General features: G+C 70.3%; 20 protein-coding genes. 11 read left to right on the top strand and 9 right to left on the bottom strand.

Going from position 1 to position 25,588, the window contains the following annotated elements:
• Window positions 1–4 precede the first annotated feature (4 nt).
• On the bottom strand, window positions 5–778 hold the full coding sequence (locus ACFV9W_RS12335; RefSeq protein WP_385758646.1) for an MBL fold metallo-hydrolase: 774 nt from the start codon (window positions 776–778) through the stop codon (window positions 5–7).
• A gap of 89 nt (window positions 779–867) precedes the next feature.
• Here ACFV9W_RS12335 and ACFV9W_RS12330 point away from each other — a divergent pair, with 89 nt between their 5' ends.
• From ACFV9W_RS12330 to ACFV9W_RS12320, 3 genes are all read left to right on the top strand, one after another.
• Window positions 868–1,293: a hypothetical protein gene (locus ACFV9W_RS12330; protein WP_385758643.1), complete on the top strand. Its 426-nt coding sequence runs from the start codon at window positions 868–870 to the stop codon at window positions 1,291–1,293.
• Window positions 1,294–1,552: 259 nt separating this feature from the next.
• On the top strand, window positions 1,553–3,640 hold the full coding sequence (locus ACFV9W_RS12325) for an alkaline phosphatase family protein (RefSeq protein WP_385758703.1): 2,088 nt from the start codon (window positions 1,553–1,555) through the stop codon (window positions 3,638–3,640).
• Between the two features lie 90 nt (window positions 3,641–3,730).
• A complete protein-coding gene (locus ACFV9W_RS12320; protein ID WP_385758640.1) occupies window positions 3,731–5,116 on the top strand; it encodes an amino acid permease in 1,386 nt (461 codons plus the stop codon).
• Window positions 5,117–5,135: 19 nt separating this feature from the next.
• Here ACFV9W_RS12320 and ACFV9W_RS12315 read toward each other — a convergent pair whose 3' ends face one another.
• Window positions 5,136–6,764, bottom strand: coding sequence for a DUF6345 domain-containing protein (locus ACFV9W_RS12315; protein WP_385758637.1), 1,629 nt, complete (start codon window positions 6,762–6,764; stop codon window positions 5,136–5,138).
• A gap of 169 nt (window positions 6,765–6,933) precedes the next feature.
• On the opposite strand from ACFV9W_RS12315, the gene ACFV9W_RS12310 reads away from it, so the two are divergent.
• Both ACFV9W_RS12310 and dnaK read left to right on the top strand, forming a co-directional pair.
• Complete coding sequence (locus tag ACFV9W_RS12310; RefSeq protein ID WP_385758635.1) at window positions 6,934–7,362, top strand: OsmC family protein; 429 nt, start codon at window positions 6,934–6,936, stop codon at window positions 7,360–7,362.
• A 93-nt stretch (window positions 7,363–7,455) separates the two neighbouring features.
• The gene (gene dnaK, locus ACFV9W_RS12305; protein ID WP_385758632.1) at window positions 7,456–9,330 is read left to right on the top strand and encodes a molecular chaperone DnaK; all 1,875 of its coding nucleotides are present in this window, start codon (window positions 7,456–7,458) and stop codon (window positions 9,328–9,330) included.
• Window positions 9,331–9,344: 14 nt separating this feature from the next.
• Here dnaK and ACFV9W_RS12300 read toward each other — a convergent pair whose 3' ends face one another.
• Genes ACFV9W_RS12300 through ACFV9W_RS12280 form a run of 5 tightly spaced genes read right to left on the bottom strand, consistent with a single transcriptional unit; the run spans window position 9,345 to window position 16,857 of the window.
• Window positions 9,345–10,208 carry a helix-turn-helix domain-containing protein gene (locus ACFV9W_RS12300; RefSeq protein WP_385758629.1) on the bottom strand — a complete coding sequence of 288 codons (864 nt, stop codon included), beginning with the start codon at window positions 10,206–10,208 and terminating at the stop codon, window positions 9,345–9,347.
• 21 nt (window positions 10,209–10,229) lie between these two features.
• Entirely contained in the window at window positions 10,230–10,952 is a 723-nt protein-coding gene (gene narI / locus ACFV9W_RS12295) for a respiratory nitrate reductase subunit gamma (protein WP_385758627.1), read from the bottom strand.
• Entirely contained in the window at window positions 10,949–11,536 is a 588-nt protein-coding gene (gene narJ / locus ACFV9W_RS12290) for a nitrate reductase molybdenum cofactor assembly chaperone (RefSeq protein ID WP_385758625.1), read from the bottom strand. The genes narI and narJ overlap by 4 nt, the downstream gene beginning before the upstream one ends.
• Window positions 11,536–13,167 (bottom strand): nitrate reductase subunit beta, encoded by a 1,632-nt coding sequence (gene narH / locus ACFV9W_RS12285; protein ID WP_385758622.1) that lies wholly within the window; start codon window positions 13,165–13,167, stop codon window positions 11,536–11,538. Before narH ends, narJ begins: the two co-directional genes overlap by 1 nt.
• Before the next feature lie 3 nt (window positions 13,168–13,170).
• Window positions 13,171–16,857, bottom strand: a complete 3,687-nt coding sequence (locus ACFV9W_RS12280; protein ID WP_385758619.1) for a nitrate reductase subunit alpha — start codon at window positions 16,855–16,857, stop codon at window positions 13,171–13,173.
• 228 nt (window positions 16,858–17,085) lie between these two features.
• Between ACFV9W_RS12280 and ACFV9W_RS12275 the strand changes: the two genes are divergently transcribed.
• On the top strand, window positions 17,086–17,502 hold the full coding sequence (locus tag ACFV9W_RS12275) for a hypothetical protein (protein WP_385758617.1): 417 nt from the start codon (window positions 17,086–17,088) through the stop codon (window positions 17,500–17,502).
• Here ACFV9W_RS12275 and ACFV9W_RS12270 read toward each other — a convergent pair.
• Window positions 17,484–18,299, bottom strand: coding sequence for a helix-turn-helix domain-containing protein (locus ACFV9W_RS12270; RefSeq protein ID WP_385758614.1), 816 nt, complete (start codon window positions 18,297–18,299; stop codon window positions 17,484–17,486). The two genes, ACFV9W_RS12275 and ACFV9W_RS12270, sit on opposite strands and share 19 nt — an antisense overlap.
• 38 nt (window positions 18,300–18,337) lie before the next feature.
• Here ACFV9W_RS12270 and ACFV9W_RS12265 point away from each other — a divergent pair, with 38 nt between their 5' ends.
• The 3 genes from ACFV9W_RS12265 to ACFV9W_RS12255 all read left to right on the top strand — a co-directional run bounded on the left by ACFV9W_RS12265 (window position 18,338) and on the right by ACFV9W_RS12255 (window position 21,297).
• Entirely contained in the window at window positions 18,338–18,643 is a 306-nt protein-coding gene (locus ACFV9W_RS12265) for a 4a-hydroxytetrahydrobiopterin dehydratase (protein WP_385758611.1), read from the top strand.
• Window positions 18,644–18,913: 270 nt separating this feature from the next.
• The gene (locus ACFV9W_RS12260) at window positions 18,914–19,354 is read left to right on the top strand and encodes a hypothetical protein (RefSeq protein ID WP_385758608.1); all 441 of its coding nucleotides are present in this window, start codon (window positions 18,914–18,916) and stop codon (window positions 19,352–19,354) included.
• Between the two features lie 74 nt (window positions 19,355–19,428).
• Window positions 19,429–21,297 (top strand): rhamnogalacturonan lyase, encoded by a 1,869-nt coding sequence (locus ACFV9W_RS12255; protein ID WP_385758605.1) that lies wholly within the window; start codon window positions 19,429–19,431, stop codon window positions 21,295–21,297.
• 39 nt (window positions 21,298–21,336) lie between these two features.
• On the opposite strand, the gene ACFV9W_RS12250 is transcribed toward ACFV9W_RS12255, so the two are convergent.
• Window positions 21,337–21,558 carry a hypothetical protein gene (locus ACFV9W_RS12250; RefSeq protein WP_385758603.1) on the bottom strand — a complete coding sequence of 74 codons (222 nt, stop codon included), beginning with the start codon at window positions 21,556–21,558 and terminating at the stop codon, window positions 21,337–21,339.
• A 615-nt stretch (window positions 21,559–22,173) separates the two neighbouring features.
• Here ACFV9W_RS12250 and ACFV9W_RS12245 point away from each other — a divergent pair.
• Together ACFV9W_RS12245 and ACFV9W_RS12240 are read left to right on the top strand one after the other, a co-directional pair.
• Entirely contained in the window at window positions 22,174–23,688 is a 1,515-nt protein-coding gene (locus ACFV9W_RS12245) for a cellulose binding domain-containing protein (RefSeq protein WP_385758601.1), read from the top strand.
• A 52-nt stretch (window positions 23,689–23,740) separates the two neighbouring features.
• Entirely contained in the window at window positions 23,741–25,474 is a 1,734-nt protein-coding gene (locus ACFV9W_RS12240) for a glycoside hydrolase family 6 protein (protein WP_385758599.1), read from the top strand.
• Window positions 25,475–25,588 lie beyond the last annotated feature (114 nt).

Genomic DNA, 25,588 nt, shown 5'->3' with positions numbered 1-25,588 from the left:
CGTCTCATCCGGCCACCTCCGGTCGTACGCTCTCGCCCTGGTCGAGCCGGTGCACCGCCACGCCGGGCGCCCGCAGCGCCGCCTGCCGGACGAACTCGTCGCCCGGCGCGTGGAACTCGTGCGGCCGCACCGCGTCCATGCCGATCGGCCAGTACGTCCCGTAGTGCACGGGCACCGCGCTGCGCGGCGCGATCCGGGCCAGCGCCTCGGCGGCCCGGCCCGCGTCGAGATGCCCGGAGCCGAGGTACGGACCCCAGCCGCCGACCGGGAGCAGCGCCACGTCGACCTCGCCCACGGCCTCCGCCATGCCGTCGAAGAGCCCGGTGTCGCCCGCGAAGTACGTACGGGCCTCGCCGCTCACGACGTAGCCGAGCGCGGGGGCCGTGTGCGGGCCGACGGGGAGCCTGCGCCCGTCGTGCTCGGCGCGCACCGCCTCGATCGCGACCCGCCCCACCTCGACGCGCTCGCCCGCCTCCACCTCGATGATCTTCAACGTGCTGAGCTTGCGCAGCGCCGGGACCGCGCGCGGGGCGCCCTTCGGCACGAGCACCCGGGTGCCGGGCGCGAGCCGGCCGAGCGAGGGCACGTGCAGGTGGTCGGCGTGCAGGTGGGAGACGAGGACGACGTCCGCCTCGGCCGCGCGCGGAGGCGGCGGCGCGCCACGCCGTCGGCGCAGATGGGCGAGGCGCCGGGCGAAGAGCGGATCGGTCAGAACACGCGTGCCTGCGTCCTCGACGGTGCAGGTGGCATGACCCCACCAGGTGATCTCCACCGGCACGCGCTCCTCCTTGTGCTCCTTCGGGCGACTCCCTTGAGCCTACGTGCAGGAGTAGGGTCGACGCCGAAAGCTGTGGTGAGGGGGGACGCATGGGGGCATCCGACGGGAGCGGCGACGCGGTGCGGGTCGCGGCGATCGCCAGCCTGATCCCGCTGGAGGAGCTGGACGCCGACCCCTTCCTGGTGGACTCGCGCAGCCAGCACGCCATGTGCGCGCGCTGGGCCGCGGAGCGCGGCTATGTGGTCACCCGCGAACTCCTCGTCCACTCCGTCCGCCCCGACCACGAGGTTCTGTGGGCGGACGTCGACGCGGGCCTCGTCGACGTGTTCGTCGCCCCCTGCGAGCGGGTCCTGCGGGCGGCCCTGCGCTCGGTCGACGCGTTCTCCGCGGAGTGCGCGCGGCGCGGCATCCGCCTGGAAACGGCGGGCCTGGCGGAACCGTCCTACGACGCGCAGATGAAGGCCAGGGTCCACCGCCGCTTGTCGATGCCGACGGCGGGATACGACGGCTGCTAGCTCTGTTGGATCAGGCCTCACGGTGCTTGATGGCCCAAGCCCCGCGGGAGTGGGTATTTCAAGCCCCTGCGGCGATTGAGCAGCGGGGTCCGGGGCGGAGCCCCGTGGCCGTAACACCGTCTCCGGGCAAACGGTATGAAACCCTGACCAGCACGTGACCAAAGAAGGGAGCCGAACCGTGGCCGGAGGCCGGTGGTGGAGGCGGGCCGGAAGCACCGCCTGGCGATCGGTGGCCGTCTGGGCGGCCTGCACGGTCACGATGATGATCCTCGCCGGGCTCCTGCCCGACTTCAAGCTCACGTCCGACGACGGCGACAGCATGACCCGCGTCGCCGTCACCGCCGCCCTCGGCGCCGCCGCCTTCGCCCTGCTCTCGGCCCTCGTCTGGCCGATCCTCGTCCGCGCCCTGCTGCTCGTCCCCGCGCTCGTCCTCGGCCTCGTCGTGTTCTTCCTCAACGGCGCCCTGCTGCTCATCGCGCTGCACATGATCCCGGACGGCAGGGGAGAGGCGGGACCCGAGACCGCGGTCGTCGTGGCGGCGGTCATGTCGGCCGTGGCGTCCGCGGCCGGTGGTGCGCTGGCCGTCCGGGACGACGACGCGTACCGCAGGCGCCTGTACCGGCTGGCCGACCGCAGACGCCGCAGGGACTCCGACGACACCGCGGCCTGCCCGCCCACCTCCGGCACCGTTTTCATCCAGCTCGACGGCGTCGGCCACGAGGTGCTGAGCCGCGCCGCCCGTGACGACGTCATGCCGACGGTCGGCGCGTGGCTGCGCGACGGCGGCCACCGCCTCACCCCGTGGCGCACCGACTGGTCGAGCCAGACCGGCGCCAGCCAGCTCGGCATCCTGCACGGCTCCAATTACGACGTGCCGGCCTTCCGCTGGTACGAGAAGGACACCGGCGAGACCCAGGTGTCCAACCGGCCCACCAGCGCCGCCGAACTCCAGCGCCGCGCCGTCGCCCACACCGGCGACGGCGGACTGCTCACCGTCGACGGCGCCAGCCGCGGCAACCTCTTCAGCGGCGGTGCCGAACAGGTCGCGCTCGTGCTGTCGGTCGCCGCCCGGCGCGGCAAGGAGAACCGTTCGCGCGCCGGATACTTCGCGTACTTCTCCGACCCGGCGAACGCCGTCCGTACCGCGCTGTCCTTCTTCGCCGAGGTCGGCCGCGAGATCGGCCAGTCCACACGGTCCCGCCTGCGCAAGGAGCGGCCGCGGATGGGGCGCGGCGGCCTGTACCCGTTCATCCGCGCGTTCGCGACCGTCGTCGAGCGGGACGTCGTCGTCGCGGCCGTCATCGGCGACATGCTCGCGGGCCGCAGCGCCGTCTACGCCGACCTCGTCGCCTACGACGAGGTGGCGCACCACTCCGGCCCGTTCGGCCGCGACGCCGAGAAGGTGCTCGAACGCCTCGACCGTTCGCTCGCCCTGCTCGTCAAGGTCGCCGAGCACGCGCCGCGCCCGTACCGCATCGTCGTCCTCTCCGACCACGGGCAGAGCCCCGGCGAGACCTTCCGCGGCCGCTACGGGCTCACCCTCCAGGACCTCGTGCGCGCGGGCTGCGGGCTGCCCGTGCCGCGCAAGGCGGGGCGCACCCGCAGCGGCGCCGAGGCCCGCGCCGCCGTGCGGGCCGCGCTGCACCGGCCCGTCGAGGAGACCGCCGGCAAGGGCAAGCGCAGCGAACCCGTCGTGCTGGCCTCGGGCAACCTCGGCCTCGTCTCCTTCCCCGATGTCCCGCACCGCATGACCCGCGAGGAGATCGACGCCCGCAACCCCGCCCTCCTCGCGACCCTCGCCAACCATCCCGGCATCGGCTTCCTCCTCGTACGCAGCGAGGAGCACGGCGCGCTCGTGCTCGGGGCCCGGGGCGCCGAGGTGCCGATCGCCGAGCTGGCCGACGGCGCGGGCCCGCTCGCCGACTTCGGCCCCGGCGCCGCCGACGCCGTGCGCCGCACCGACTCCTTCCCGCACACCGCCGACATCATGGTCAACTCCATGTACGACCCGGTGGACGGCGAGGTCCTCGCGTTCGAGGAGCAGATCGGCTCGCACGGCGGCCTCGGCGGCGCCCAGAGCCGCCCCTTCCTGCTCGCCCCGGCGGAACTGTCCGAGCCGGTGCCGGATGGCGAAACGCTGGTCGGCGCCGAGCAGGTCCACCGGGTCCTGCGCCGCTGGCTGACCGAGGGCAACGGACCGCAGATCCCAATGGAGGCGACACCGCCGCACCTGGACCGACCTGCGAAGAAGCCCCTGGAACGGCCCGTGGAGAATTCCCTCCGACGCGGCCCCGGCGGTGGATCTTTTGCGGCCACGCCCCCCGAGCCGCAGGACAATTCCGCCTGATTTGGAGCGCGGTGGGAGGCCACCGGACCATGGGCCCCGCCATCCGGCGATCCCGCGGTGGCCCAGCACAATCGAGAGGCACTTCCCCCCATGCTCGACACCGGGACTGCCCCCGCTCCCGAGACGGCGCCGGCAGCGGACGAGGACCAGAACCAGAGCAGCAAGCACGCCCGCAGGTTCGGTCTCCCCATCGCGACGGCCCTCGTCATGGGCAACATCATCGGTGGCGGCATCTTCCTGCTGCCCGCGTCCGTGGCCCCGTACGGCACGATCTCGCTGGTCGCCTTCGGCGTCCTGACGGTCGGCGCCATCGCCCTCGCGCTCGTCTTCGGACGGCTCGCGAAGCGGCACCCGCAGACCGGCGGCCCCTACGTCTACGCCCGTGAGGCCTTCGGCGACTTCGCCGGGTTCCTCGCCGCGTGGAGCTACTGGATCACGTCGTGGGTGTCGAACGCGGCGCTCGCCGTCGCCGCCGTCGGCTACCTCAATGTGCTCCTGCCGATCCACGGATCGACGTTCTGGACGATCGTCGCGGCGCTTGCCTGCCAGTGGCTGCCCGCGCTCGCCAACCTCGCCGGCACCCGCTACGTCGGCGCCGTCCAGCTCGTCTCCACCGTCCTGAAGTTCGCGCCGCTGGTGCTCGTCGCCATCGGCGGACTGTTCTTCTTCGACGCCGACAACCTCGGCCCGTTCCAGGCGGACGGCGGCTCCCCGGTCGGCGCGATCTCGGCGTCCGCCGCGATCCTGCTCTTCAGCTACCTGGGCGTCGAGTCCGCCTCCATGAGCGCGGGCGAGGTCCGCGACCCGGAGCGCAACGTCGGCCGCGCCACCGTCCTCGGCACCGCGCTCGCCGCCCTCGTCTACCTGCTGTGCACGGTCTCCGTCTTCGGCACCGTCGCCCACGACAAGCTGGTGGACTCCACCGCGCCGATGACCGACTCCGTCAACGTGATGTTCGGCGGCACCTGGGGCGGCACGGCGGTCGCCATCGCCGCGGTCGTCTCGATCCTCGGCGCGCTCAACGGCTGGACGCTGCTCTCCGCGCAGGCCCCGTACGCCCCCGCGAAGGACGGCCTGTTCCCGGCCGCGTTCGCCCGCAAGAAGCGCGGCGTCCCGACGTTCGGCGTGCTCGTCGGCGTCGTCCTCGCCTCGCTGCTGACCATCTACAACTACACGGCGGGCTCCGAGGGCGTCTTCGAGTCCCTCGTGCTCATCACGACGTTCACGGCGACGGTCCCGTACCTCCTCGCCACCGCCGCGCAGATCTACTTCCTGCTGTCGGGCCAGGGCCACCGGGTGAGCAGGGGCCGCCTCGCGCGCGACATGACGCTCGCGCTCGCCGCGTTCGGCTTCTCGATGTGGCTGGTCGGCGGCGCCGGCTACGCGGCGGTCTACCAGGGGGTCATCTTCCTGTTCGTCGGCGTCCTCGTCTACGCGTGGATGGCGGCCCGCAAGAAGCGGACCGCCACCCACTGACACGACGCCCGTCGTTCCCTTACCTGGCGATCGGCGCGACCACCCAGCGCTGTGTCTTGAACATGCTGTCCCGCGAGCCGATCTCGATCAGCTTGCGGGCGGCCGGGAACGCCTCGTTGCCCTCGATCTCGTAACCGACCTCGAGGGACCCGGGTACGTCCCTGATCTCCAGCTCGGCCTCGATGTCGGCCGCCGACCGTCCACCGTCGGCGGCCATCGCGCTCAGATGGCCGATCCGCCGCCGCTGCGCCTCGTCGAGCGCCTGGCGCGGGTCGCGCGAACCGGGCGAGGCGAGCGCCTGCTGGCCCTTGCCGGAAGGCGGTGCGACCGCCGAGGCCGGGGTGCGGGTGTCGCCCGTCGGGGTACGCGTCGACAGGGTCGCCTGGACGACCGTGCCGTCGTTGTCGAGCGCGACGCGGAACTCGCCGCGGCCCGGCGTGATCACCGGTACGCCGTCGAAGGCCTGCCGGAACGTGACGTGCGTCTGCAGGGAGACCGGCTCACCGATCTGCGAGCCGTCCTTCTTGCCGCTGTTCTGCATCAGGTCGTGCACACCGTCCACGACCAGCTCGACGCCGTCCGCGTGCTCCTGCGCGTACCGCCGCGCGATCTCGACGGCCCGCTCGGTCTCCAGCTGCCGCGTGTTGCGGTGGTTGGCCTCGGCGAGCTTCACCCAGCGCACGGCCTGCGGCGCCGTCGACACGTACCGGTCGCCCGAGCTCGCGCTGAGCACGCCCTGCCGCTCGACCTGCACCTCTTGCAGCGCCGCCGACGGGAAGTGCGCCAGCTGCCCGAGCTTCGCCAGCTCCGCGCTCGGGTCGCGCGGCGCCAGCTGCACGATCTGCGGGCTCTGCGGCGCCTGCGTCAGCGGATCGCGCAGGCCCTGGCGCGCGTAGTACCAGCGCCACACGTACCAGTTGTCCGGCACGTGCTCCCGGTAGAAGTTGCGCTCCGAGTTCAGCCGGTTCTGCGCCTCGGCCTGGGTCGCCCCGGTGGCGCACACCGACGGCGCCTGACCGTGGTAGATGTCCCAGCTCGCGTTCAGCCACGCGTCGCAGAACGTCTGCCCGGCCCGCCACTTCTCCCAGAACTTCTTGCCGTAGTCCGGGCTGTCGATGCTGATCGTCTCGAACCCGAAGATCATCCGGGAACCGAGGTTGGGCCCCGCCCAGGTACGGATGGGGGAGTGCCCGTCGAGGACGCGCAGCGAGGTGCACGTCGACCAGAACACGTAGTTGGCCTTCTCGTTGCCGAATGCCATCCGGTTGGAGATCGCGTCCGAGCGGTTGTCCCACTTGGCGCCGAGCGGCGCGAAGAACACGCCGTTGCCGTCCATGCCGCCGTGCCCCGAGTGGTACACGGCCGTGACGGCGTCGATGCCGTACCGGTCCTGCCAGTTGTCGTACGTCTCCTCGTACGCCCACACCTGGGCGCCGCTGTCGGCGAACCAGAAGTTGCGGTCGTAGAACTGCTGGAGGTAGGCGAGCCAGCCGGTCGCGTCCGCGTGTGTGTGGGACAGCGGGCTCTGGTTGACGAACTTCTGGATGCTGAACGCACCCCACCAGCCGAACGTCGAGTCCCGGTCGGTCGCGCCGGGCTTGCCGGTTTCGAGTGGTGACGGACCGCGGTCCGCGTAGATCATGCGCATGGTGAGACCCCCTGCGAATCCCCGTAGGACCCCCCTGGGCGGGAGGCCTCAAAGTGTCACCGCCGTGCCGACTTGCCCAGCGTGTTTTCCGGCCATGGTGGCGTGCCACAGGAGCGCCGGATGTGGTCGGATGGGGGTCCGAAGTATCCCGAAACGGAAAGGAACCACCGTGGCAACCACGCGCTCCGCGCACACCGTGTGGGAAGGCAACCTGTTCGAGGGCAACGGCACCGTCACCTTCGACTCGTCCGGCATCGGGCAGCAGCCGGTGTCCTGGCCGTCCCGCGCGGAGGAGGCGAACGGCAAGACCAGCCCGGAGGAGCTGATCGCCGCCGCGCACTCCTCGTGCTTCTCCATGGCGCTCTCCAACGGGCTGACCGGCGCGGGCACCCCGCCCACCAAGCTGGTCACCTCCGCGGACGTGACGTTCCAGCCGGGCGAGGGCATCACCGGCATCCACCTCACCGTCGAGGGCACGGTGGGCGGCCTCGACGAGCAGGGCTTCCAGGCCGCGGCCGAGGACGCCAAGAAGAACTGCCCCGTGAGCCAGGCGCTCACCGGCACGACGATCACCCTCACCGCCAAGCTGGGCGGCTGAGCGTCCGCGCTCTTGACGTAGGCCCGCTCACGCCCTGTGCTGGATCCGGACGTGAGCGGGCCTTCGCGGAGAAAGCGGAAAAGGGGACGCGTCATGGGGCGTGCGGTAGGTATCGATCTCGGTACGACGAACTCGGTGGTGGCCGTCCTGGAGGGCGGTGAACCCACCGTCATCGCCAACGCGGAGGGCGCGCGCACCACCCCCTCGATCGTCGCCTTCGCCAGGACGTCGAGCGCCGAGGTGCTGGTCGGCGAGGTCGCCAAGCGGCAGGCCGTGACGAACGTCGAGCGCACCGCACGCTCCGTCAAACGCCATATGGGCGACGGGAGTTGGCACTTCCCCGACACCGGCGACATCGACGGTCACCGCTACAGCGCCCAGGAGCTCTCCGCCCGCGTCCTGCAGAAACTCAAGCGCGACGCCGAGTCGTACCTCGGCGAGGACGTCACCGACGCCGTCGTCACCGTGCCCGCCTACTTCGACGACGCGCAGCGCCAGGCCACGAAGGAGGCCGGCGAGATCGCGGGCCTGAAGGTGCTGCGCATCGTCAACGAACCGACCGCCGCGGCGCTCGCGTACGGCCTCGACAAGGGCGACGAGCAGACGGTCCTCGTCTTCGACCTGGGCGGCGGCACCTTCGACGTCTCGCTGCTGGAGATGGGTGAGGGCGTCATCGAGGTCAAGGCCACCAACGGCGACACCCAGCTCGGCGGCGACGACTGGGACCAGCGGATCGTCGACCACCTCGTACGGCAGTTCAAGAACGCCCACGGCATCGACCTCGCCGGCGACAAGATGGCCGTGCAGCGGCTGCGCGAGGGCGCCGAGAAGGCCAAGATCGAGCTGTCCTCGTCGAGCGAGACGAACATCAACCTGCCCTACATCACGGCCTCCGCCGCGGGCCCCCTGCACATGGACGAGAAGCTGACGCGCGCCCAACTCCAGGAACTCACCGGTGACTTGCTCGACCGCTGCAAGAAGCCCTTCCACCAGGCGGTCAAGGACGCGGGCGTCGAGCTGAAGGACATCGACCACGTCATCCTGGTCGGCGGGTCCACGCGGATGCCCGCCGTCACCGGCCTCGTCAAGGAACTCACCGGCAAGGACCCGCACAAGGGCGTCAACCCCGACGAGGTCGTGGCCGTCGGCGCCACGTACCAGGCCGGGGTGATCCGCGGCGACGTGAAGGACGTGCTGCTGCTGGACGTCACCCCGCTGTCCCTCGGCATCGAGACCAAGGGCGGCGTGATGACGAAGCTCATCGAGCGCAACACGACCATTCCCACCCGCCGTTCGGAGATCTTCACGACCGCCGCCGACAACCAGCCCTCCGTCGGCATCCAGGTCTTCCAGGGCGAACGGGAGATCGCCGCCTACAACAAGAAGCTGGGCGTCTTCGATCTGACGGGACTGCCCCCGGCGCCGCGCGGCGTGCCGCAGATCGAGGTCACCTTCGACATCGACGCCAACGGGATCATGCACGTCGGCGCGAAGGACCTCGCCACGGGGCGCGAGCAGAAGATGACGGTGACCGGCGGCTCGGCGCTGCCGAAGGACGAGATCGACCGGATGATGCGGGAGGCCGAGGCGCACGCCGAGGAGGACCGCACACGCCGCGAGGCGGCCGAGGTCCGCAACGAGGCGGAGCAGCTCGTCTACCAGACGGAGCGCTTCCTGCGGGACAACGAGGAGCGCGTCCCCGCCGACTCACGGACCGAAGTCGAGGACGCCATAAGGGAGTTGAAAACCACCCTGGAGTCCAAGGAGGCCGACATCCGGGAGCTGCGCGAGGGCTCAAGGAAGCTCGCCGAGGTCAGCCAGCGGATGGGGCAGGCGATGTACCAGGCGGCCGCCTCGTCCCAGGAGGACGCGCCGCCGTCGGGCGAGCAGCGGTCCACGGACAAGGACGCCCACGACGACGTGGTCGACGCCGAGATCGTCGACGACGACAACAACAAGTCCTCTTAGGGGCGGCGGGCCCGTCAGCCCAGCGCGTCCCGCGCCTCGTGCAGGATCTCCAGCGTCCGCGCGGCCCCGGCCGCCTGTGCCACCAGGTGGTCGAGGACCTCCAGATGCATGCCGACCTCGTCCCGCGCGTCCAGGTACAGGGCCCCGGTCACGTACTCGCTGTAGACCATGTCCGGCAGCTCCCTGACCGGGAAGCGGAACAGCGAGAACGGGCCGAACGTGCCGGGGTGCGGCCCCGTGGCGAACTCGGCCATCTGGAGCGTCACGTTCGGGCGCGCCGCCTCCGCGATCAGCCGGTCGAGCTGGCCGCGCAGCACGCCGGGGCCGCCGGGCGGGCGCCGCAGCACCGTCTCGTCCATGACGACCCACAGGTGCGGCGAGTCCTCCCGGTCGAGCAGCGACTGCCGGGCCATCCGCAGGTCGATGTGCCGGTCGACCTCGTCGGGGCGGGAGCGGCCCACCGTGCCGGCGTCGAAGACGGCCCGCGCGTACGCCTCCGTCTGCAACAGGCCGGGCACGAAGTGCGGCTCGTAGGCGCGGATCATCGAGGCCGCGCCCTCCAGGCTGACGTACAGGCTGAACCAGTCGGGGAGCACGTCGTGGAACCGCTGCCACCAGCCCGGCAGGTTCGCCTCCTCGGCGAGCGCCACGAAGGCCTCGATCTCCCGCTCCGGCACCTCGTACTGCTCGAGCAGCATCTGCACGTAGGGGATCTTGAGGGCGACCTCGGCGGTCTCCATCCGGCGGATCGTCGCGCTCGCCACCCGCAGCGGCCGGGCCGCCTCCTCGCGCTTGAGTCCGCGGGCCTCGCGCAGGTCACGCAGCCTGCGGCCGAGGACGACCTGGCCGACGGTGGGCGCGGGGCGACGTTCACTCACCTTGGTACGTCCCCCCAGGAGTTAGGAGCCGGTGCGCTCCCAACCCCGACGCTCCGGGCGTGCGCCGAGGCGCCGCGGGTCGCGGCTGCGGTAGACGACGTACGGGCGGAACAGGTACTGCACCGGCGCGCTGAACATATGCACGAGCCGGGTGAACGGTACCAGCGCAATCAGTAGCATGCCCACTACCGCGTGAATCTGATAGAGCACGGGCACCCCGTCCATCAGCGCCACATCGGGGCTCAGCGTGAACAGGCTGCGCGACCACGGGGCGATGGTCTGCCGGTAGTCGTAGCCGCTGCCGCCGGAGTGCGCGAGCTTGGCGACCATGCCGAGGACGAGGGCGCCGAGCAGGAACACGTACATGGCCTTGTCGTTGCGCGTCGTGGCACGCAGCACCGGCGCCTTGGTGCGCCGCCGGTAGACCAGCATCGCGATGCCCACGAGCGCGAGCACGCCCGCGAAGGTGCCGCCGATCAGCGAGAACATGTGGTACGTGTGCTCGCTGACGCCCACCTTCTCGGTCCAGGACTCCGGGATGAACAGGCCGACGATGTGTCCCACGAGCACGAAGAGGATGCCGTAGTGGAACATCGGTGACGCGATGTTGAGCAGCTTCGACTCGTAGACCTGCGACGAGCGCGTCGTCCAGCCGAACTTGTCGTAGCGGTAGCGCCAGACGGTGCCCGCGATCAGCAGGACGAACGCTACGTAGGGCAGGACGCCCCAGATCGCCGTGTTCACCTGGCGTGCTCCGTTTCGAGGAGGGGGAGTGCGAAGGGTTCGAGGCCGACGTTCTCCTGGGGCGGCCCCGACCGGGCGAGCGCCTGCGCCTCGGCCCGGTCCTTGGGGGAGGGGCCCGGCAGGGCGGCGCACACCGCGTTGAGGACGGTGGCGTACGGGGTGCCGTGGTCGGTGAGGGCGAACCGCAGCAGCTCCAGGCCGGCCCGGTTGTCCTCCAGCAGGAACGTGCCCTCCTGCGCGGAGAACTCGAGTACGGCGGGCAGGAAGTCCGGGAGCTCCTCGCCGGTGAACTCCATGCCGTGCTCCCGGTAGACCTCCTTCATCCGCACCAGGGACATGCCGCGCCGCCGGGTGTCGCCGTCGCGCCACCACGTCAGGTACAGGCTGTGCCGGTTCTTGAAGTCGAAGACCTGGACGTAGTGGGCCGCCAGGTCCTGCATCGGCGTGGCCTCGGCGTGCTCGACGAAGGGCGCGAGCGGCGGCGCCGCCGCGCGGATCAGCGGGAGCCGCCGGTAGAACTCCTCGTCGGGGTACGTGAGACACAGCGCGGACGCCTGAAGAAGCAGGGAGGTCCGGTCCGTCATCAGCTGTCCTCCTTGTCGATGGCGGCAGTACTGTCCGCGGTCTGACGTTCCTTGCTGAGCTGGAAGTTCTCGACGGAGACGACGGGCAGCAGCTTGCGGCCGTCCGCGACCGTCGACCCGGAGTCGCCGCCGAAGGGACCCTCGCCGCCCATGCCGGGCCCGCCCTCGTGGTCGAGCGAGCAGGTGTCCGACGGCAGCGCCGACTCCTCCAGACGCTGCGCGTCGCCGACCGCGGCGGTCGGGATCACGTACCGGTCCTCGTACTTGGCGATGGCGAGCAGCCGGTACATCTCCTCGATCTCGTACGGTGACATGCCGATGGACTCGGCGATCGAACTGTCCGGGAGGTCACCGAGGTTGATGGCCCGCATGTGCGAGCGCATCGCGGCCAGCTTCTCCAGGGATGCGCGCACCGGCTTGGTGTCACCGGCCGTGAAGATCTCCGCCAGGTACTCCAGCGGGATGCGCAGGGTGTCGATCGCGCCGAACAGGTTGGCGTGGTCCTCGCCGTCGTGCCCGGTCTCGGTGAGCGCGTCGACGACGGGGGAGAGCGGCGGGATGTACCAGACCATCGGCATCGTCCGGTACTCCGGATGCAGCGGAAGCGCCACCTTGTACTTGCTGATGAGCGCGTGCACGGGCGAGCGGCGCGCCGCCTCCATCCAGTCGTACGGGATGCCCGCCTCCTCGGCGGCCCGCTGCACCGCCGGGTCCTCCGGGTCGAGGAAGATGCCCAACTGCTCCTCGTACAGGTCGTGTTCGTTGGGCGAGGAGGCGGCCTGCGTCACCTTGTCGGCGTCGTAGAGGATGACACCCAGATATCTGAGCCGCCCCACACACGTCTCGGAGCAGACCGTCGGCAGGCCCACCTCAAGGCGCGGATAGCAGAGTGTGCACTTCTCGGCCTTGCCGGTGCGGTGGTTGAAGTACACCTTTTTGTACGGGCAGCCGGTCACGCACATCCGCCAGCCGCGGCACGAGTCCTGGTCGACGAGGACGATGCCGTCCTCCACCCGCTTGTACATCGCGCCGGACGGGCAGGACGAGACGCACGACGGGTTGAGGCAGTGCTCGCAGATCCGCGGCAGATAGAACATGAAGGTCTGCTCGAACTGGAACTTGACCTTCTCCGCGGCCTGTTCGCGGGTCTTCGCCACCATCGGGTCGAGATCGCCGTGCTCGGTCGCGCCGCCGAGGTTGTCGTCCCAGTTCGAGGACCACTCGATCTTCATCGGCTTGCCGCTGATGAGGGAGCGGGGCTCGGCGACCGGGTAGTCGTCGCCGAGCGGGGCGTCGGTGAGGTTCTTGTAGTCGTAGGTCCAGGGTTCGTAGTAGTCCTTGATTTCAGGGAGCTTGGGGTTGGAGAAGATCCCGGCGAGCTTCTTGAACCGGCCGCCCGCCTTCAGCTTCAGGGCGCCCTTCTTGTTCAGCTCCCAGCCGCCGCGCCACTTCTCCTGGTCCTCGTAGCGGCGCGGATAGCCCTGCCCCGGGCGGGTCTCGACGTTGTTGAACCAGACGTACTCCATGCCGTTGCGGTTGGTCCACGCCTGCTTGCAGGTGACCGAGCAGGTGTGGCAGCCGATGCACTTGTCGAGGTTCATGACCATCGCGACCTGAGCCATGATGCGCATGCGTCAGTACTCCACCTTCTGCGAGCGGCGGCGGATGACCGTCACCTCGTCGCGCTGGTTGCCGGTCGGGCCGAGGTAGTTGAACGCCCAGCTCAACTGCGCGTAGCCGCCGATGAGATGGGACGGCTTGAGGATCAGCCGGGTGAGCGAGTTGTGGATGCCGCCGCGCTTTCCCGTCGTCTCCGCCTTGGGCACGTTGACGGTGCGCTCCTGCGCGTGGTGCATGTAGACCGTGCCCGCCGGCATGCGGTGGGAGACGATCGCGCGGGCGACGACGACGCCGTTGCGGTTCACGGCCTCGATCCAGTCGTTGTCCTTGACGCCGATCGACTCGGCGTCCTGCGGGGACATCCAGATGGACTGGCCGCCGCGGGACAGCGCCAGCATGAACAGGTTGTCCTGGTACTCGGAGTGGATGGACCACTTGTTGTGCGGGGTGAGGTAACGGACCGTCACCTCCTTCTCCCCGTCAGGGCCGAGCCGTGGCTCGCCGAACAGCCGGTTCATGTCGAGCGGTGGCCGGTAGATCGGCATCGACTCGCCCAGCTCGTGCATCCAGTCGTGGTCGATGAAGAAGTGCTGACGTCCCGTCAGGGTGTGCCAGGGCTTGAGGTGTTCGGTGTTGAGCGTGAATGCGGTGTAGCGGCGCCCGCCGGACTCGCTGCCCGACCACTCCGGCGAGGTGATCACCGGGACGGGCGCGGCCTGCGTGTCCGCGTACGTGATGCGCTTGCCCTCGTGCTCGGCGGACAGGTGCGCCATCTCCTGCCCCGTACGGGCCTCAAGAGTGTGGAAGCCCTGCGTGGCGAGGCGGCCGTTGGTGGTGCCGGACAGGGCGAGGATGGTGTTCGCCGCCTTGACCGCCGTGTCCAGGGAGGGGCGGCCGTCGGCCGGTCCTCCGCGCACGGTGCCGTTGCGCTCGCGCAGCTCCGTGACCTCCTGGTCGGGCTTGAGCGCGATGCCCTTCGCAGGCAGGCCCAGCTGCTCGACGAGCGGGCCGAGCGCGGTGAACTTCGCTCCGATCGCCGTGTAGTCGCGCTCGACCACGGTGAGGTTCGGCATGGTCTTGCCGGGCACCGGCTCGCACTCGCCCTTGCGCCAGTCGAGGACGACGCCGCCGGGCTGCGCGATCTCCCCGGGGGTGTCGTGCTGGAGCGGCGTGGCCACCAAGTCCGTCTGCACACCCAGGTGTTGGGCCGACAGCTCGCTGAGCTTGTGGGCGAGCGCCTTGAACGTGTCGAAGTCGCTGCGCGCCTGCCACGGCGGGTCCACGGCCGGGGTGAAGGAGTGCACGTACGGGTGCATGTCCGTGGAGGCGATGTCGTGCTTCTCGTACCAGGTCGCGGCGGGCAGCACCACGTCCGACAGGAGCGTCGAGGACGTCTGCCGGAAGTCGAGCGAGGTGAGCAGGTCGATCTTGCCCTCGGGGGCCTCGTCGTGCCAGGTCACCGTCGTGGGGCGCTCCTCGGGGGAGGCCTCCTCCGCGCGCAGCGAGGAGTGCGTGCCCAGCAGGTGCTTGGTGAAGTACTCGGCGCCCTTCGCGGACGAGCCCAGCAGGTTCGCCCGCCACAGCGTCATCACGCGCGGCCAGTTCTCCGGCGCGTCCGGGTCCTCGCACGCGAACTTCAGTGAGCCCGCCTTGAGTTCGGCGACCGTGTCCTCCACGGACTGCGCGCCGAGCGCGAGCGAGCTGCGGTCGAACGTCGGATACGAGGGCATCCAGCCCGAACGCGCCGACAGGGCCAGCACATCGGCGCCCGTCATGCCCTCGAAGGCGCCCTTGCCGAGCGGCGACGCGAGCACGTCCGCGCTGAACCGGTCGTAGCGCCACTGGTCGGTGTTGAGGAAGAAGAACCCGGTGCCGATCATCTGTCGGGGCGGCCGCGACCAGTCGTTGGCGGAGGCCAGCGAGGCCCAGCCGGTGACCGGACGGCACTTCTCCTGGCCCACGTAGTGCGCCCAGCCGCCGCCGTTCCTGCCCTGGCAGCCGGTGAGCTGCAACAGCGACAGGAAGCCCCGGTAGGTGGTCTCCGAGTGGAACCAGTGGTTCGTGCCGGCGCCCATCAGGATCATGCAGCGCCCGCGCGACTTCTCGGCGGTCCCCGCGAACTCCCGCGCGATCTTTACGCACTTGGCGGCCGGGACCGAGGTGTGGATCTCCTGCCAGGCCGGGGTGCCGGGCGTCTCCGCGTCGTCGTACGAGGTGGGCCACTGGCCCGGCAGGCCCTCGCGGCCGACGCCGTACTGTGCGAGCAGCAGGTCGAACACGGTCGTCACCAGCGGTCCGCTCTGGCCGCCGAGCCGGGTCGCCGGCACCCCGCGCCGCACGACCTCGCCGCGGCCCTGCCCGTGCGTGCCGCCGTCGGTGTCGAAGCGGGGGAGGAGTACTTCGACGCCACCCGCGATGTCGGAGTCGTGCAGGCTCAACTTCGGCTGGATATTGCCCAGTTCGAGGTTCCACTTGCCCTTGCCGGACTCGGTCCAGCGAAAGCCCAGCGAACCGTTCGGAACGACCGGCTGCCCGGTCGCCTCGTCGAGCACCGCGGTCTTCCACTCGGCGCCCTCGCCGCCCTGCCCGAGGTCGGTGGCGCGCAGGAACTTCGACGGCACGTACGCGCCGTCCTTCTCCTCCAGCGTCACGAGGAACGGCAGGTCGGTGAACTTCTTGACGTAGTCCGTGAAGAACGGCGTCTGCCGGTCGACGAAGAACTCCTTGAGGACCACATGCCCCATGGCGAGCGCGAGCGCGCCGTCCGTCCCCGGATGCGGGTGCAGCCACTCGTCGGCGAACTTCGCGTTGTCCGCGTAGTCGGGCGCGACGACCACGACCTTCTGCCCGCGATAGCGCGCCTCGGCCATCCAGTGCGCGTCCGGCGTCCTGGTGACGGGCACATTGGAGCCCCACATCATCAGGTACGCGGCGTCCCACCAGTCACCCGACTCGGGTACGTCGGTCTGGTCGCCGAACACCTGCGGCGAGGCCACCGGCAGGTCCGCGTACCAGTCGTAGAACGACAGCATCGGGGCGCCGATCAGCGAGTGGAAGCGGGCCCCCGCCGCGTGCGACACCATCGACATCGCGGGAATGGGGGAGAAGCCGGCGATCCGGTCGGGCCCGTACGTCTTGATGGTGTGCACGTGTGCCGCGGCGATGATCTCCACGGCCTCGTCCCAGGTGGCCCGCACCAGACCGCCCTTGCCGCGGGCCTGCTGATACCTGCGGCGGCGCTCCGGGTCGGCCTGGATGTCGGCCCACGCGAGCACCGGATCGTGCAGCCGGGCCTTCGCCTCCCGGTACATCTCCACGAGCACGCCGCGGATGTACGGGTAGCGCACCCGGGTGGGCGAGTACGTGTACCAGGAGAACGCGGCGCCGCGCGGGCAGCCGCGCGGCTCGTACTCCGGGCGGTCGGGGCCCACGCTCGGATAGTCCGTCTGCTGGGTCTCCCAGGTGATGATGCCGTCCTTGACATACACCTTCCACCGGCACGAGCCGGTGCAGTTCACGCCGTGCGTGGAGTTCACGACCTTGTCGTGGCTCCAGCGGTCCCGATAGAAGACGTCACCGTCCCGGCCGCCCTTGATCTGCACGCTGTGCAGGTCCGGTGCCGCCGTCCCCCGCCGGAAGAACCGTCCCGCGCGCAGCAGCGCGGCATCAGGCTCGGTCGGGGTGCGCGTCGTGTCCGTCACCGTTAGCTCCCTCGATATCCCGTTCTGGGCACGCTAATGGCGTTGTGTCAGCGGCACACTTCGGCCGGGACCGTACGTGGAGGACACCAGGGCGCGGCCGTACGGGTCCGGCCATGGCCCCGGACGTATACGGGTCCGGCCATTACCCCGGACGTAATCGACCCGCCACCCGGGCGCGGGCAGGGTGGAGCCACCGACCCGGCAACCCACCGACGGAGGGGGCTCCCCATGTCCGCCACCACGCTCACCACCACCCCGGTCCAGGCCCGCACCTGGCTGCGCCGCCTGCTCGCCGCCGACGCGCTGGGCACCGGCATCAACGGCCTCGCCTACGTCGCCGCCTCCGGGCCGATCGGCCGCCTCCTCGGCATCGACCCGGGGCTGCTGCTCGCGCTCGGCGTCGGCCTGACCGTGTACGCCGCCGCGGTCGGGGCGCTCGCCGCGCGCAGCAGCCCGCCCGCGCTCGGTGTGCGCACCGTGGTCGAGGTCAACCTCGCCTGGACGGTGCTGAGCTTCGTCGCCCTGTTCGCCTGGCTGGACCCGAGCACGGCCGGGAGGGTGTACGGCTCGTTCCAGGCCGTCGTGGTGGCCGCGTTCGCGGCGCTCCAGTACGCGGCGCTGCGCGCTCAGCCCCGCGCGGAGTGAAGATATTTCGCCGTCGCCGGGTCGGCCGGGAGCAGCGTCTCCACGGCCAGCTCGGCGACCGTCACGTCCATCGGTGTGTTGAACGTCGAGATCGACGACACGAACGACAGCACCTGCCCCTCGTGCTCGATCACCATCGGCAGCGCGAAGTACGGCACCATCGGCGTGGCGGGCCCGGCCGCGTCCGTGTCCGTGCCCGGCGGCAGCGGATACGCGGACACCTCCTCGTACAGCTCCCGCAGCGGCTGCGACCTGGTCAGCGCGAACTGCTGCTCCATCTGCGCCAGCAGATGCCCCCGCCACTCGCGCAGATTCCTGATCCGCGGCGCGAGGCCCTCCGGGTGCAGGGTGAGCCGCATCGCGTTCAGCGGCTCCGTGAGCAGGTGCGCGGGCGCCGAGGACATCAGCAGGGCGATGCCGCCGTTCGCCGCGATCACGTTGAACGTCGCGTCGACGATGAACGCCGGATACGGCTCGTAGCCCCGCAGCAGCGTGTCGAGCCCCTCGCGCAGCACACCGAGCGAGGGGTCGTCCAGCGGGGTCTCCTTGAACCGCGGGGCGTACCCGGCGGCCAGCAGCAGCGCGTTGCGCTCCCGCATCGGGACGTCGAGATGCTCGGCGAGCCGCAGCAGGAAGTCCTCGCTGGGGCGCGAGCGGCCCGTCTCCACGAAACTGATGTGCCGCGCCGACGACTCCGCCCGCAGCGCGAGCTCCAATTGGCTGACCCGGCGCCGCTCCCGCCAGCCGCGCAACAGGGTGCCCACTTCTGACGGGTTCTTGCGCGCGGCGGCTGTCATGGGAAGACCGTAACCGGATCCGGTGGCACGCTGGAGGCATGCCTACTGAACCGCTCTCCCAGAAGGACATCGAGGACCGCCTCGCCGAGCTGCCCGGCTGGTCCGTGGAGGACGACGCGCTCACCCGCACGTACCGCCTGGGTTCGCACTTCGCTGCGGCGGCGCTGGTCGTGCACATCGCGCAGACCCAGGAGGACCTGAACCACCACTCGAACCTGACCCTCGGCTACAACACGGTGACCCTCGCCGTGAACACCCACGACGCGGGCGGCGCCCTGACGGCGAAGGACTTCACGCTGGCGGAACGGGTGGAGAAGCTGGCGGCGTCACACGGGGCGAGTTGAGCCGGGGCCGCGCCTGTCGTTGGCGCGGCCTGCGCCGTGGGCCGCCTTGCCCACCCTGCCGCCCAAGGCGGCAGATTGCCCAAGGCGGTGCTGCCGGCCCGCGCTGTGCCCCCCCCCGGGGGCCGAGAGACAAGTGGGGTCCGGGGCGGAGCCCCGGTTTCGGGAAGGGGCGGGGTGGGGGAGATCCGCCCCACCCACGGCGCGGCCCTGTTTACAGTCCCCGGGTGCCGGACGACGACCAGGAAGCGCAACGGTACGACGCGACCCGCGGTGAACGTGCTCGCACCCGTGCTGCCCGGCGCCGACACGGTTCTCGACGACGCGGCACCGGTGATCGCCGAGGCGGCCCGCGTGCTGCGCCCCGGCGGCGTGTTCGTGACGACGGTCGACAAGGCGGCGGCGCACCTCGTCGGCAGAGACATCTGCGAACTCGTCGCACCGCACGCCGGCCACCGCCCGCCCACCGACGCCACCATCCGCATCACACAACTCGCCGCCGAGCACGGCCTGCGCCCGCAGGGTTCCGCCGCCTTCACCGGCCACGGCCAGGGCCGGGTACCGGCGAAAGTCGCCCGGGAGGTGCGGGCCGGGCGGATCTACGCGAAGGGCGGCGAGGACCTGGCGGCACGCCTGGAGTCACTGCCGGACCAGGAGGCACCGCGCCCCGACCCGACGTACCACGTACAGGCCTTCGGCAGGCCGCCGCGCTGAGCGGCAACCCATGGGCGGGCAGCGGCAACTGAGGGGTCGTAAGGATCTGTCGACCCGCACCCCCAGGAGCCCCGATGCCCCGCCCCCACCGCAGACGCCGCCGTCTGCTGCTCGCCGCCACCACGGCCGCCGCGCTCGCCGGCACCGGACTGACGCTGCTGCCCGGCGACGACGCCTCCGCCGCCACCGCCCGCCAGGCCGAGAAGCTGGACCGCGGCCTGGTCAGCGTGCACACCGACGCCGGGAACCTGGTCAGCTGGCGGTGGCTCGGCACCGACCCGGACAACGTGGCGTTCAACGTCTACCGCGCTGGTACGAAGGTCAACTCCGCACCGGTCACCGGCTCCACGAACTTCTTCCACGACGGCGCGCCCAGCTCCGCCGACTACACGGTGCGGGCCGTCGTGAACGGCACGGAACAGGCCGATTCGGCACACGCGATCCAGCTCCGCTCCGGCTACAAGGACGTACCGATCACCCCGCCCGCAGGTGGCACGACACCCGACGGCGTCGCCTACACCTACGAGGCGAACGACGCCTCCGTCGGTGACCTCGACGGCGACGGCGTCCTCGAATTCGTCCTCAAGTGGCAGCCCACCAACGCCAAGGACAACTCGCAGTCCGGCTACACCGGCAACACCATCGTCGACGCGGTGAAGCTCGACGGCACCCGGATGTGGCGCGTCGACCTCGGCAAGAACATCCGCTCCGGCGCCCACTACACCCAGTTCCAGGTGTACGACTACGACGGCGACGGCGAGGCCGAGGTCGCCATGAAGACGTCCGACGGCACGAAGGACGGCAAGGGCACGGTCATCGGCAGCTCGTCCGCCGACCACCGCAACTCCGGCGGCTATGTGCTGTCCGGGCCCGAGTACCTGACCATGTTCAACGGCCGTACGGGCGCGGCGATGGGCTCCGTCGACTACGTCCCCGGGCGCGGCACGGTGTCGTCCTGGGGCGACTCGTACGGCAACAGGGTGGACCGCTTCCTCGCGGGCACGGCCTACCTCGACGGCGCCCGCCCCTCGCTCATCATGGCGCGCGGCTACTACACGCGGAGCGTCATCGCGGCCTGGGACTGGCGGGACGGAAAGTTCACGCGCCGCTGGACCTTCGACACCAACTCCTCGACCAACTCCGGCAAGGGGTACGACGGCCAGGGCAACCACCAGCTGTCCGTCGCGGACGTCGACGGCGACGGCAAGGACGAGGTCGTCTACGGGGCGATGGCCGTCGACGACAACGGCGCGGGACTGTGGACCACCAAGAACGGGCACGGCGACGCCATGCACGTCGGCGACCTCGACCCCTCCCGGCCGGGCCTGGAGGAGTTCAAGGTCGACGAGGACAGCTCGAAGCCGTCCTCCTGGATGGCCGACGCGAAGACCGGCGGTGTCATCTGGAAGACGGGCACCAATGGTGACAACGGCCGTGGTGTGTCCGGTGACATCTGGTCCGGCAGCCCGGGCGCCGAGTCCTGGTCGTCGGCGGAGTCCGGCGTCCGTGACACCAAGGGCACGGTCGTGACCTCCCGCAAGCCGTCCTCCACCAACTTCCTGGCCTGGTGGGACGGTGACACCACCCGCGAACTCCTCGACGGCACACACGTCGACAAGTACGGCACGTCCTCCGACACCCGCCTCCTGACGGGCTCCGGTGTCCACTCCAACAACGGCACGAAGGCCACCCCGGCCCTCTCCGGTGACCTCCTCGGCGACTGGCGCGAGGAGGTCGTCTGGCCGACCACCAACAACACGGCGCTGCGTGTCTACTCGACGCCGGTCCAGACCTCGGCCCGGATCACGACACTCCTCCACGACACGCAGTACCGCACGGCCCTGGCCTGGCAGAACACCGCCTACAACCAGCCACCGCACCCGAGCTTCTTCCTCGGCGACAAGATGCCGACGGCGCCGCGACCCACGATCACGACGCCCTGACATCCTGACGTCCTGTAGGTGGGCGAGGCGCCTCGGTGGTCAGTCGACGCGGTGCAGCTTGATCTCCCGGCTCGCGAAGAGGTGCACGTAGCCGCACTTCCAGCAGATCAGCCCCGAGGCGTTCTCGTCCGCCCAGGCCAGTTTCAGGAACTCACCGCCGGTGCTGTTCAACTTCACGTTCCGCTCCCGGAACTGGTCGTTCTTGCAGACCAGGCAGGTGATCCACATGTCACCCAACGACGCCCGCACCGGCTTGGCCATGACTCTTCTCCTTGATCGTCCGACGGGCTCGATCATGCCCGGGAAGGGAAGCGTGACACGTGAATTGAGCAAGCCCTGAGCTGGGCCGGTACGGGCGCCGTTGACCGGGCGGCTCCGCGAGCGGGACCGCGACGCCGGCCGCGGATTCGTTGACCGGCAAATTAATGCGCGCCGAATTCGAGCCACTGCAAGAGAATTGCGCGTCGGTCGAAGTGGCGGAGGCGGCCGCAATTCTTCCCTGGTGACCGCATCCTTCGCGGTGGCCGTCGGCCCGGCAGGGACAGTCGGGTTCAGGCACTCAACATCCCTTGTTTGTAAGGCAGTTGGGGTGAGCCCCGCCGCCGGGCTCGTCTCTTGTCCGGTTTCTTGCGCGGCGGTTTCCTCCTCGCTGTCGAATTTATTCGATTCCTCAAGCCCCTTGACCGCCAATTGCCCCGTCCGCATCCTTGGGAGCGCTCCCACTCGTTCACGGATTGTCGAGCCGCGGCAATTCGGAACTCGTCTGTCGCGTGACGTAGTTCCTTCTCTCACCTCACCCGGAGGCCGGTGGGGGCGAATCCATCAGTCGACGCGTGCGGCCGTGGCCGTACGCGTCCGAGCTGCAAGGGATCGCTCATGCGACACCCCCCGCACAGTGCGTTGCTCATGGCGTGCGCCGTCTCGGCGGCCACGCTGATCCCGTTGGCCGGCGCCGCCGCACCCGCGTCCGCCGCCGCACCCGCCTGCACGGTCGAGTACTCCGTCACCGGGCAGTGGGGCGACGGTTTCCAGGGTGCCGTGAAGGTAACCAACAACGGTCCGGCGAGGGGCAGTTGGAGTCTGTCCTTCGACTTCGTCGACGGCCAGAGGGTCACCCAGGGCTGGAGCGCCAAGTGGTCCCAGTCCGGCACGACCGTCACCGCGGGCAACGAGGCATGGAACGGCGCGCTCGCCACGGGCGCCTCCGTGTCCGCCGGCTTCGTCGGCTCGTGGTCCGGCGCCAACACAGTGCCCACCGCCTTCAAGTTGAACGGCGCGACCTGCAACACCGACACCACGGACCCGACCGATCCGACCGATCCGACCGATCCGACCGATCCGACGGACCCGACCGATCCGACCGGCCCCGGTGACGGCGCCGCGCCCGCCCTGAAGGTCTCCGGCAACAAGCTCGTCGACGCCTCCGGTGCCACCCGCCGGATCCTCGGCGTGAACCGCTCCGGCGCCGAGTTCATGTGCGTACAGGGCCACGGAATCTTCGACGGCCCCGTCGACGACGCCGCCATCAAGGCGATCGCCGACTGGAAGTCGAACGCCGTCCGCATCCCGCTCAACGAGGAGTGCTGGCTCGGCCTCGACAACATCAAACCCGAGTACGGAGGTGCCAACTACCGCACGGCCGTTAAGCAGTTGGTCGACCGCGTCGCGGCCCACGGGATGACAGCCGTCCTGGAGCTGCACTGGTCGTACGGCCAGTACACCGGGAACTCGGCGGGCTGCTCCGACGTGCACGCGAGCTGCCAGAAGCCGATGCCGGACGCCACGTACGCGCCGAGCTTCTGGTCGTCGGTCGCCGACACCTTCAAGGCACGCCCCGAGGTCGTCTTCGACCTGTTCAACGAGCCGTACCCGGACCGTGCCACCTCCAGTGCGTCCGAGGCCTGGGCCTGCTGGAAGGACGGCGGCACCTGCCCCGGCATCGGCTACGAGGTCGCCGGCATGCAGGACCTGGTGGACGCCGTGCGCGCGACGGGCGCCCCGAACCTGATCCTGGCGGGCGGCCTCGCGTACTCCAACGACCTGCGGCAGTGGCTCGCCCACAAGCCCTCCGACCCGGCCGGCAATCTCGCCGCGGCCTGGCACGTCTACAACTTCAACACCTGTTCCAGTGAGGCCTGTTGGGACGAGCAGCTCGCGCCCGTCGCCGCGCAGGTCCCGCTGGTGGCGGGGGAGATCGGCGAGAACACCTGCTCCCACGCCTTCATCGACCGGGTCATGAAGTGGTTCGACGACCGGAAGCAGTCGTACCTCGGCTGGACCTGGAACACCTGGGACTGCTCCTCCGGTCCCGCGCTGATCAGCAATTACGACGGCACGCCGACCGGCTTCGGCGTCGGCCTGCGCGACCACCTGAAGGCCCTCGGCGACTGACCGAACCGACCGCCCGAGGAAAACCAACCCCCGGAAAGGAACCAGGAACCCCATGTTACGTACCCGATCGAGATCCAGAGCCGGCACCGCGGCGCTCGCCGCCCTCGCCCTCACCGGAGCCGGCTGCCTCGCCGGCGCCGCCGTCACCCTCCCCGCCCACGCGGCCGCCCCCGCCTGCACCGTCGACTACAAGGTGCAGAACGACTGGGGCAGCGGCTTCACCTCCGCCGTCACCGTCACCAACAACGGCGCCGCGGTGAGCGGTTGGAACCTCACCTGGTCCTTCGCGGGCAGCCAGAAGGTCGGCTCCGGCTGGAACGCAGACATCTCCCAGTCAGGGGCCGCCGTCACCGCCAAGAACGTCTCGTACAACGGCGCCCTCGCCACCGGCGCCTCCGCCTCCTTCGGTTTCAACGCCACGTACAGCGGCAGCAACGCCGCGCCCACCACCTTCAAGCTGAACGGTGTCCCCTGCGGCGAGGACACCACGGGCCCGACCGACCCGCCGGACCCCACGGACCCGCCCGGGCCCGGTGACCGCGTCGACAACCCGTACGCCGGCGCCAAGGTGTACGTGAACCCGGAGTGGTCCGCGAAGGCCAAGGCGGAGGCCGGCGGCAGCCGCATCGCCAACCAGCCGACCGGTGTGTGGCTCGACCGGATCGCCGCCATCGAGGGCGTCGGCGACGGCATGGGCCTGCGCGACCACCTCGACGCCGCGCTCGCCCAGAAGGGCAGCGGTGAGCAGGTCGTCCAGCTGGTCGTCTACGACCTGCCGGGCCGCGACTGCGCCGCCCTCGCCTCCAACGGCGAACTCGGCCCGACGGAGATCGACAAGTACAAGTCGGACTTCATCGACCCGATCGCGAACATCCTCTCCGACTCCAAGTACGCGGGCCTGCGCATCGTCACCACCATCGAGATCGACTCGCTGCCCAACCTGGTCACCAACGTGTCCGGCCGCCCGACGGCCACGCCCAACTGCGACACCATGAAGGCCAACGGCAACTACCAGAAGGGCGTCGGCTACGCCCTCGACAAGCTCGGTGACATCTCCAACGTCTACAACTACATCGACGCGGGCCACCACGGCTGGCTCGGCTGGGACGACAACTTCGGCGCCTCCGCCGAACTGTTCAAGACCACCGCGACCAGCAATGGCGCGACGCTCTCCGACGTGCAGGGCTTCATCGTGAACACCGCCAACTACAGCGCCCTGAAGGAGGACAACTTCGCCATCGGCGACAGCGTCAACGGCAAGTCGGTGCGCGAGTCGAAGTGGGTCGACTGGAACCGCTACACCGATGAGCTGTCGTACGCGCAGGCCATGCGCGACAAGCTGGTCTCGCTCGGCTTCGACCAGAACCTCGGCATGCTGATCGACACCTCCCGCAACGGCTGGGGCGGCTCGGCGCGGCCGACCGGGCCCGGCGCGAAGACCGACGTCGACACGTACGTGGACGGCGGCCGCTACGACCGCCGCATCCACCTCGGCAACTGGTGCAACCAGAGCGGGGCGGGCCTCGGCGAGCGGCCGCAGGCGAACCCGGCGACCGGGATCGACGCCTACGTGTGGATGAAGCCGCCGGGCGAGTCCGACGGGTCGAGCACCGCCATCGACAACGACGAAGGCAAGGGCTTCGACCGGATGTGCGACCCGACGTACACCGGCAACCCGCGGAACAACAACCACATGTCCGGGGCACTGCCGAACGCGCCGGTGTCGGGGCACTGGTTCTCCGCCCAGTTCCAGGAGCTCATGAAGAACGCGTACCCGGCGCTGTAGGCCACTCAGTGCCGACAAATTGCTGAGTCGGCAACGTGGCTTGCCCGCCCGTATGTCGTCCGCGCACCCTGGGGTCGACGGACGACATACGGGCACGAAGGGCGGCGACACCGG

The organism is Streptomyces sp. NPDC059897 (assembly GCF_042730865.1).
Lineage (GTDB): Bacteria > Actinomycetota > Actinomycetes > Streptomycetales > Streptomycetaceae > Streptomyces.
Note: the sequence above shows the minus strand (reverse complement) of the source record. Positions and strands in the feature narration are given on the sequence as shown.

Coding starts and splice junctions, on each gene's coding strand:
- narH (WP_385758622.1), bottom strand. CDS start 13,167: ATGCGCATCATGGCTCAGGTCGCGATGGTCATGAACCTCGACAAGTGC.
- ACFV9W_RS12315 (WP_385758637.1), bottom strand. CDS start 6,764: ATGCGCATGATCTACGCGGACCGCGGTCCGTCACCACTCGAAACCGGC.
- narJ (WP_385758625.1), bottom strand. CDS start 11,536: ATGACGGACCGGACCTCCCTGCTTCTTCAGGCGTCCGCGCTGTGTCTC.
- ACFV9W_RS12270 (WP_385758614.1), bottom strand. CDS start 18,299: ATGACAGCCGCCGCGCGCAAGAACCCGTCAGAAGTGGGCACCCTGTTG.
- ACFV9W_RS12245 (WP_385758601.1), top strand. CDS start 22,174: ATGCGACACCCCCCGCACAGTGCGTTGCTCATGGCGTGCGCCGTCTCG.
- ACFV9W_RS12325 (WP_385758703.1), top strand. CDS start 1,553: ATGATGATCCTCGCCGGGCTCCTGCCCGACTTCAAGCTCACGTCCGAC.
- dnaK (WP_385758632.1), top strand. CDS start 7,456: ATGGGGCGTGCGGTAGGTATCGATCTCGGTACGACGAACTCGGTGGTG.
- ACFV9W_RS12330 (WP_385758643.1), top strand. CDS start 868: ATGGGGGCATCCGACGGGAGCGGCGACGCGGTGCGGGTCGCGGCGATC.
- ACFV9W_RS12265 (WP_385758611.1), top strand. CDS start 18,338: ATGCCTACTGAACCGCTCTCCCAGAAGGACATCGAGGACCGCCTCGCC.
- ACFV9W_RS12275 (WP_385758617.1), top strand. CDS start 17,086: ATGTCCGCCACCACGCTCACCACCACCCCGGTCCAGGCCCGCACCTGG.
- ACFV9W_RS12240 (WP_385758599.1), top strand. CDS start 23,741: ATGTTACGTACCCGATCGAGATCCAGAGCCGGCACCGCGGCGCTCGCC.
- ACFV9W_RS12320 (WP_385758640.1), top strand. CDS start 3,731: ATGCTCGACACCGGGACTGCCCCCGCTCCCGAGACGGCGCCGGCAGCG.
- ACFV9W_RS12255 (WP_385758605.1), top strand. CDS start 19,429: ATGCCCCGCCCCCACCGCAGACGCCGCCGTCTGCTGCTCGCCGCCACC.
- ACFV9W_RS12250 (WP_385758603.1), bottom strand. CDS start 21,558: ATGGCCAAGCCGGTGCGGGCGTCGTTGGGTGACATGTGGATCACCTGC.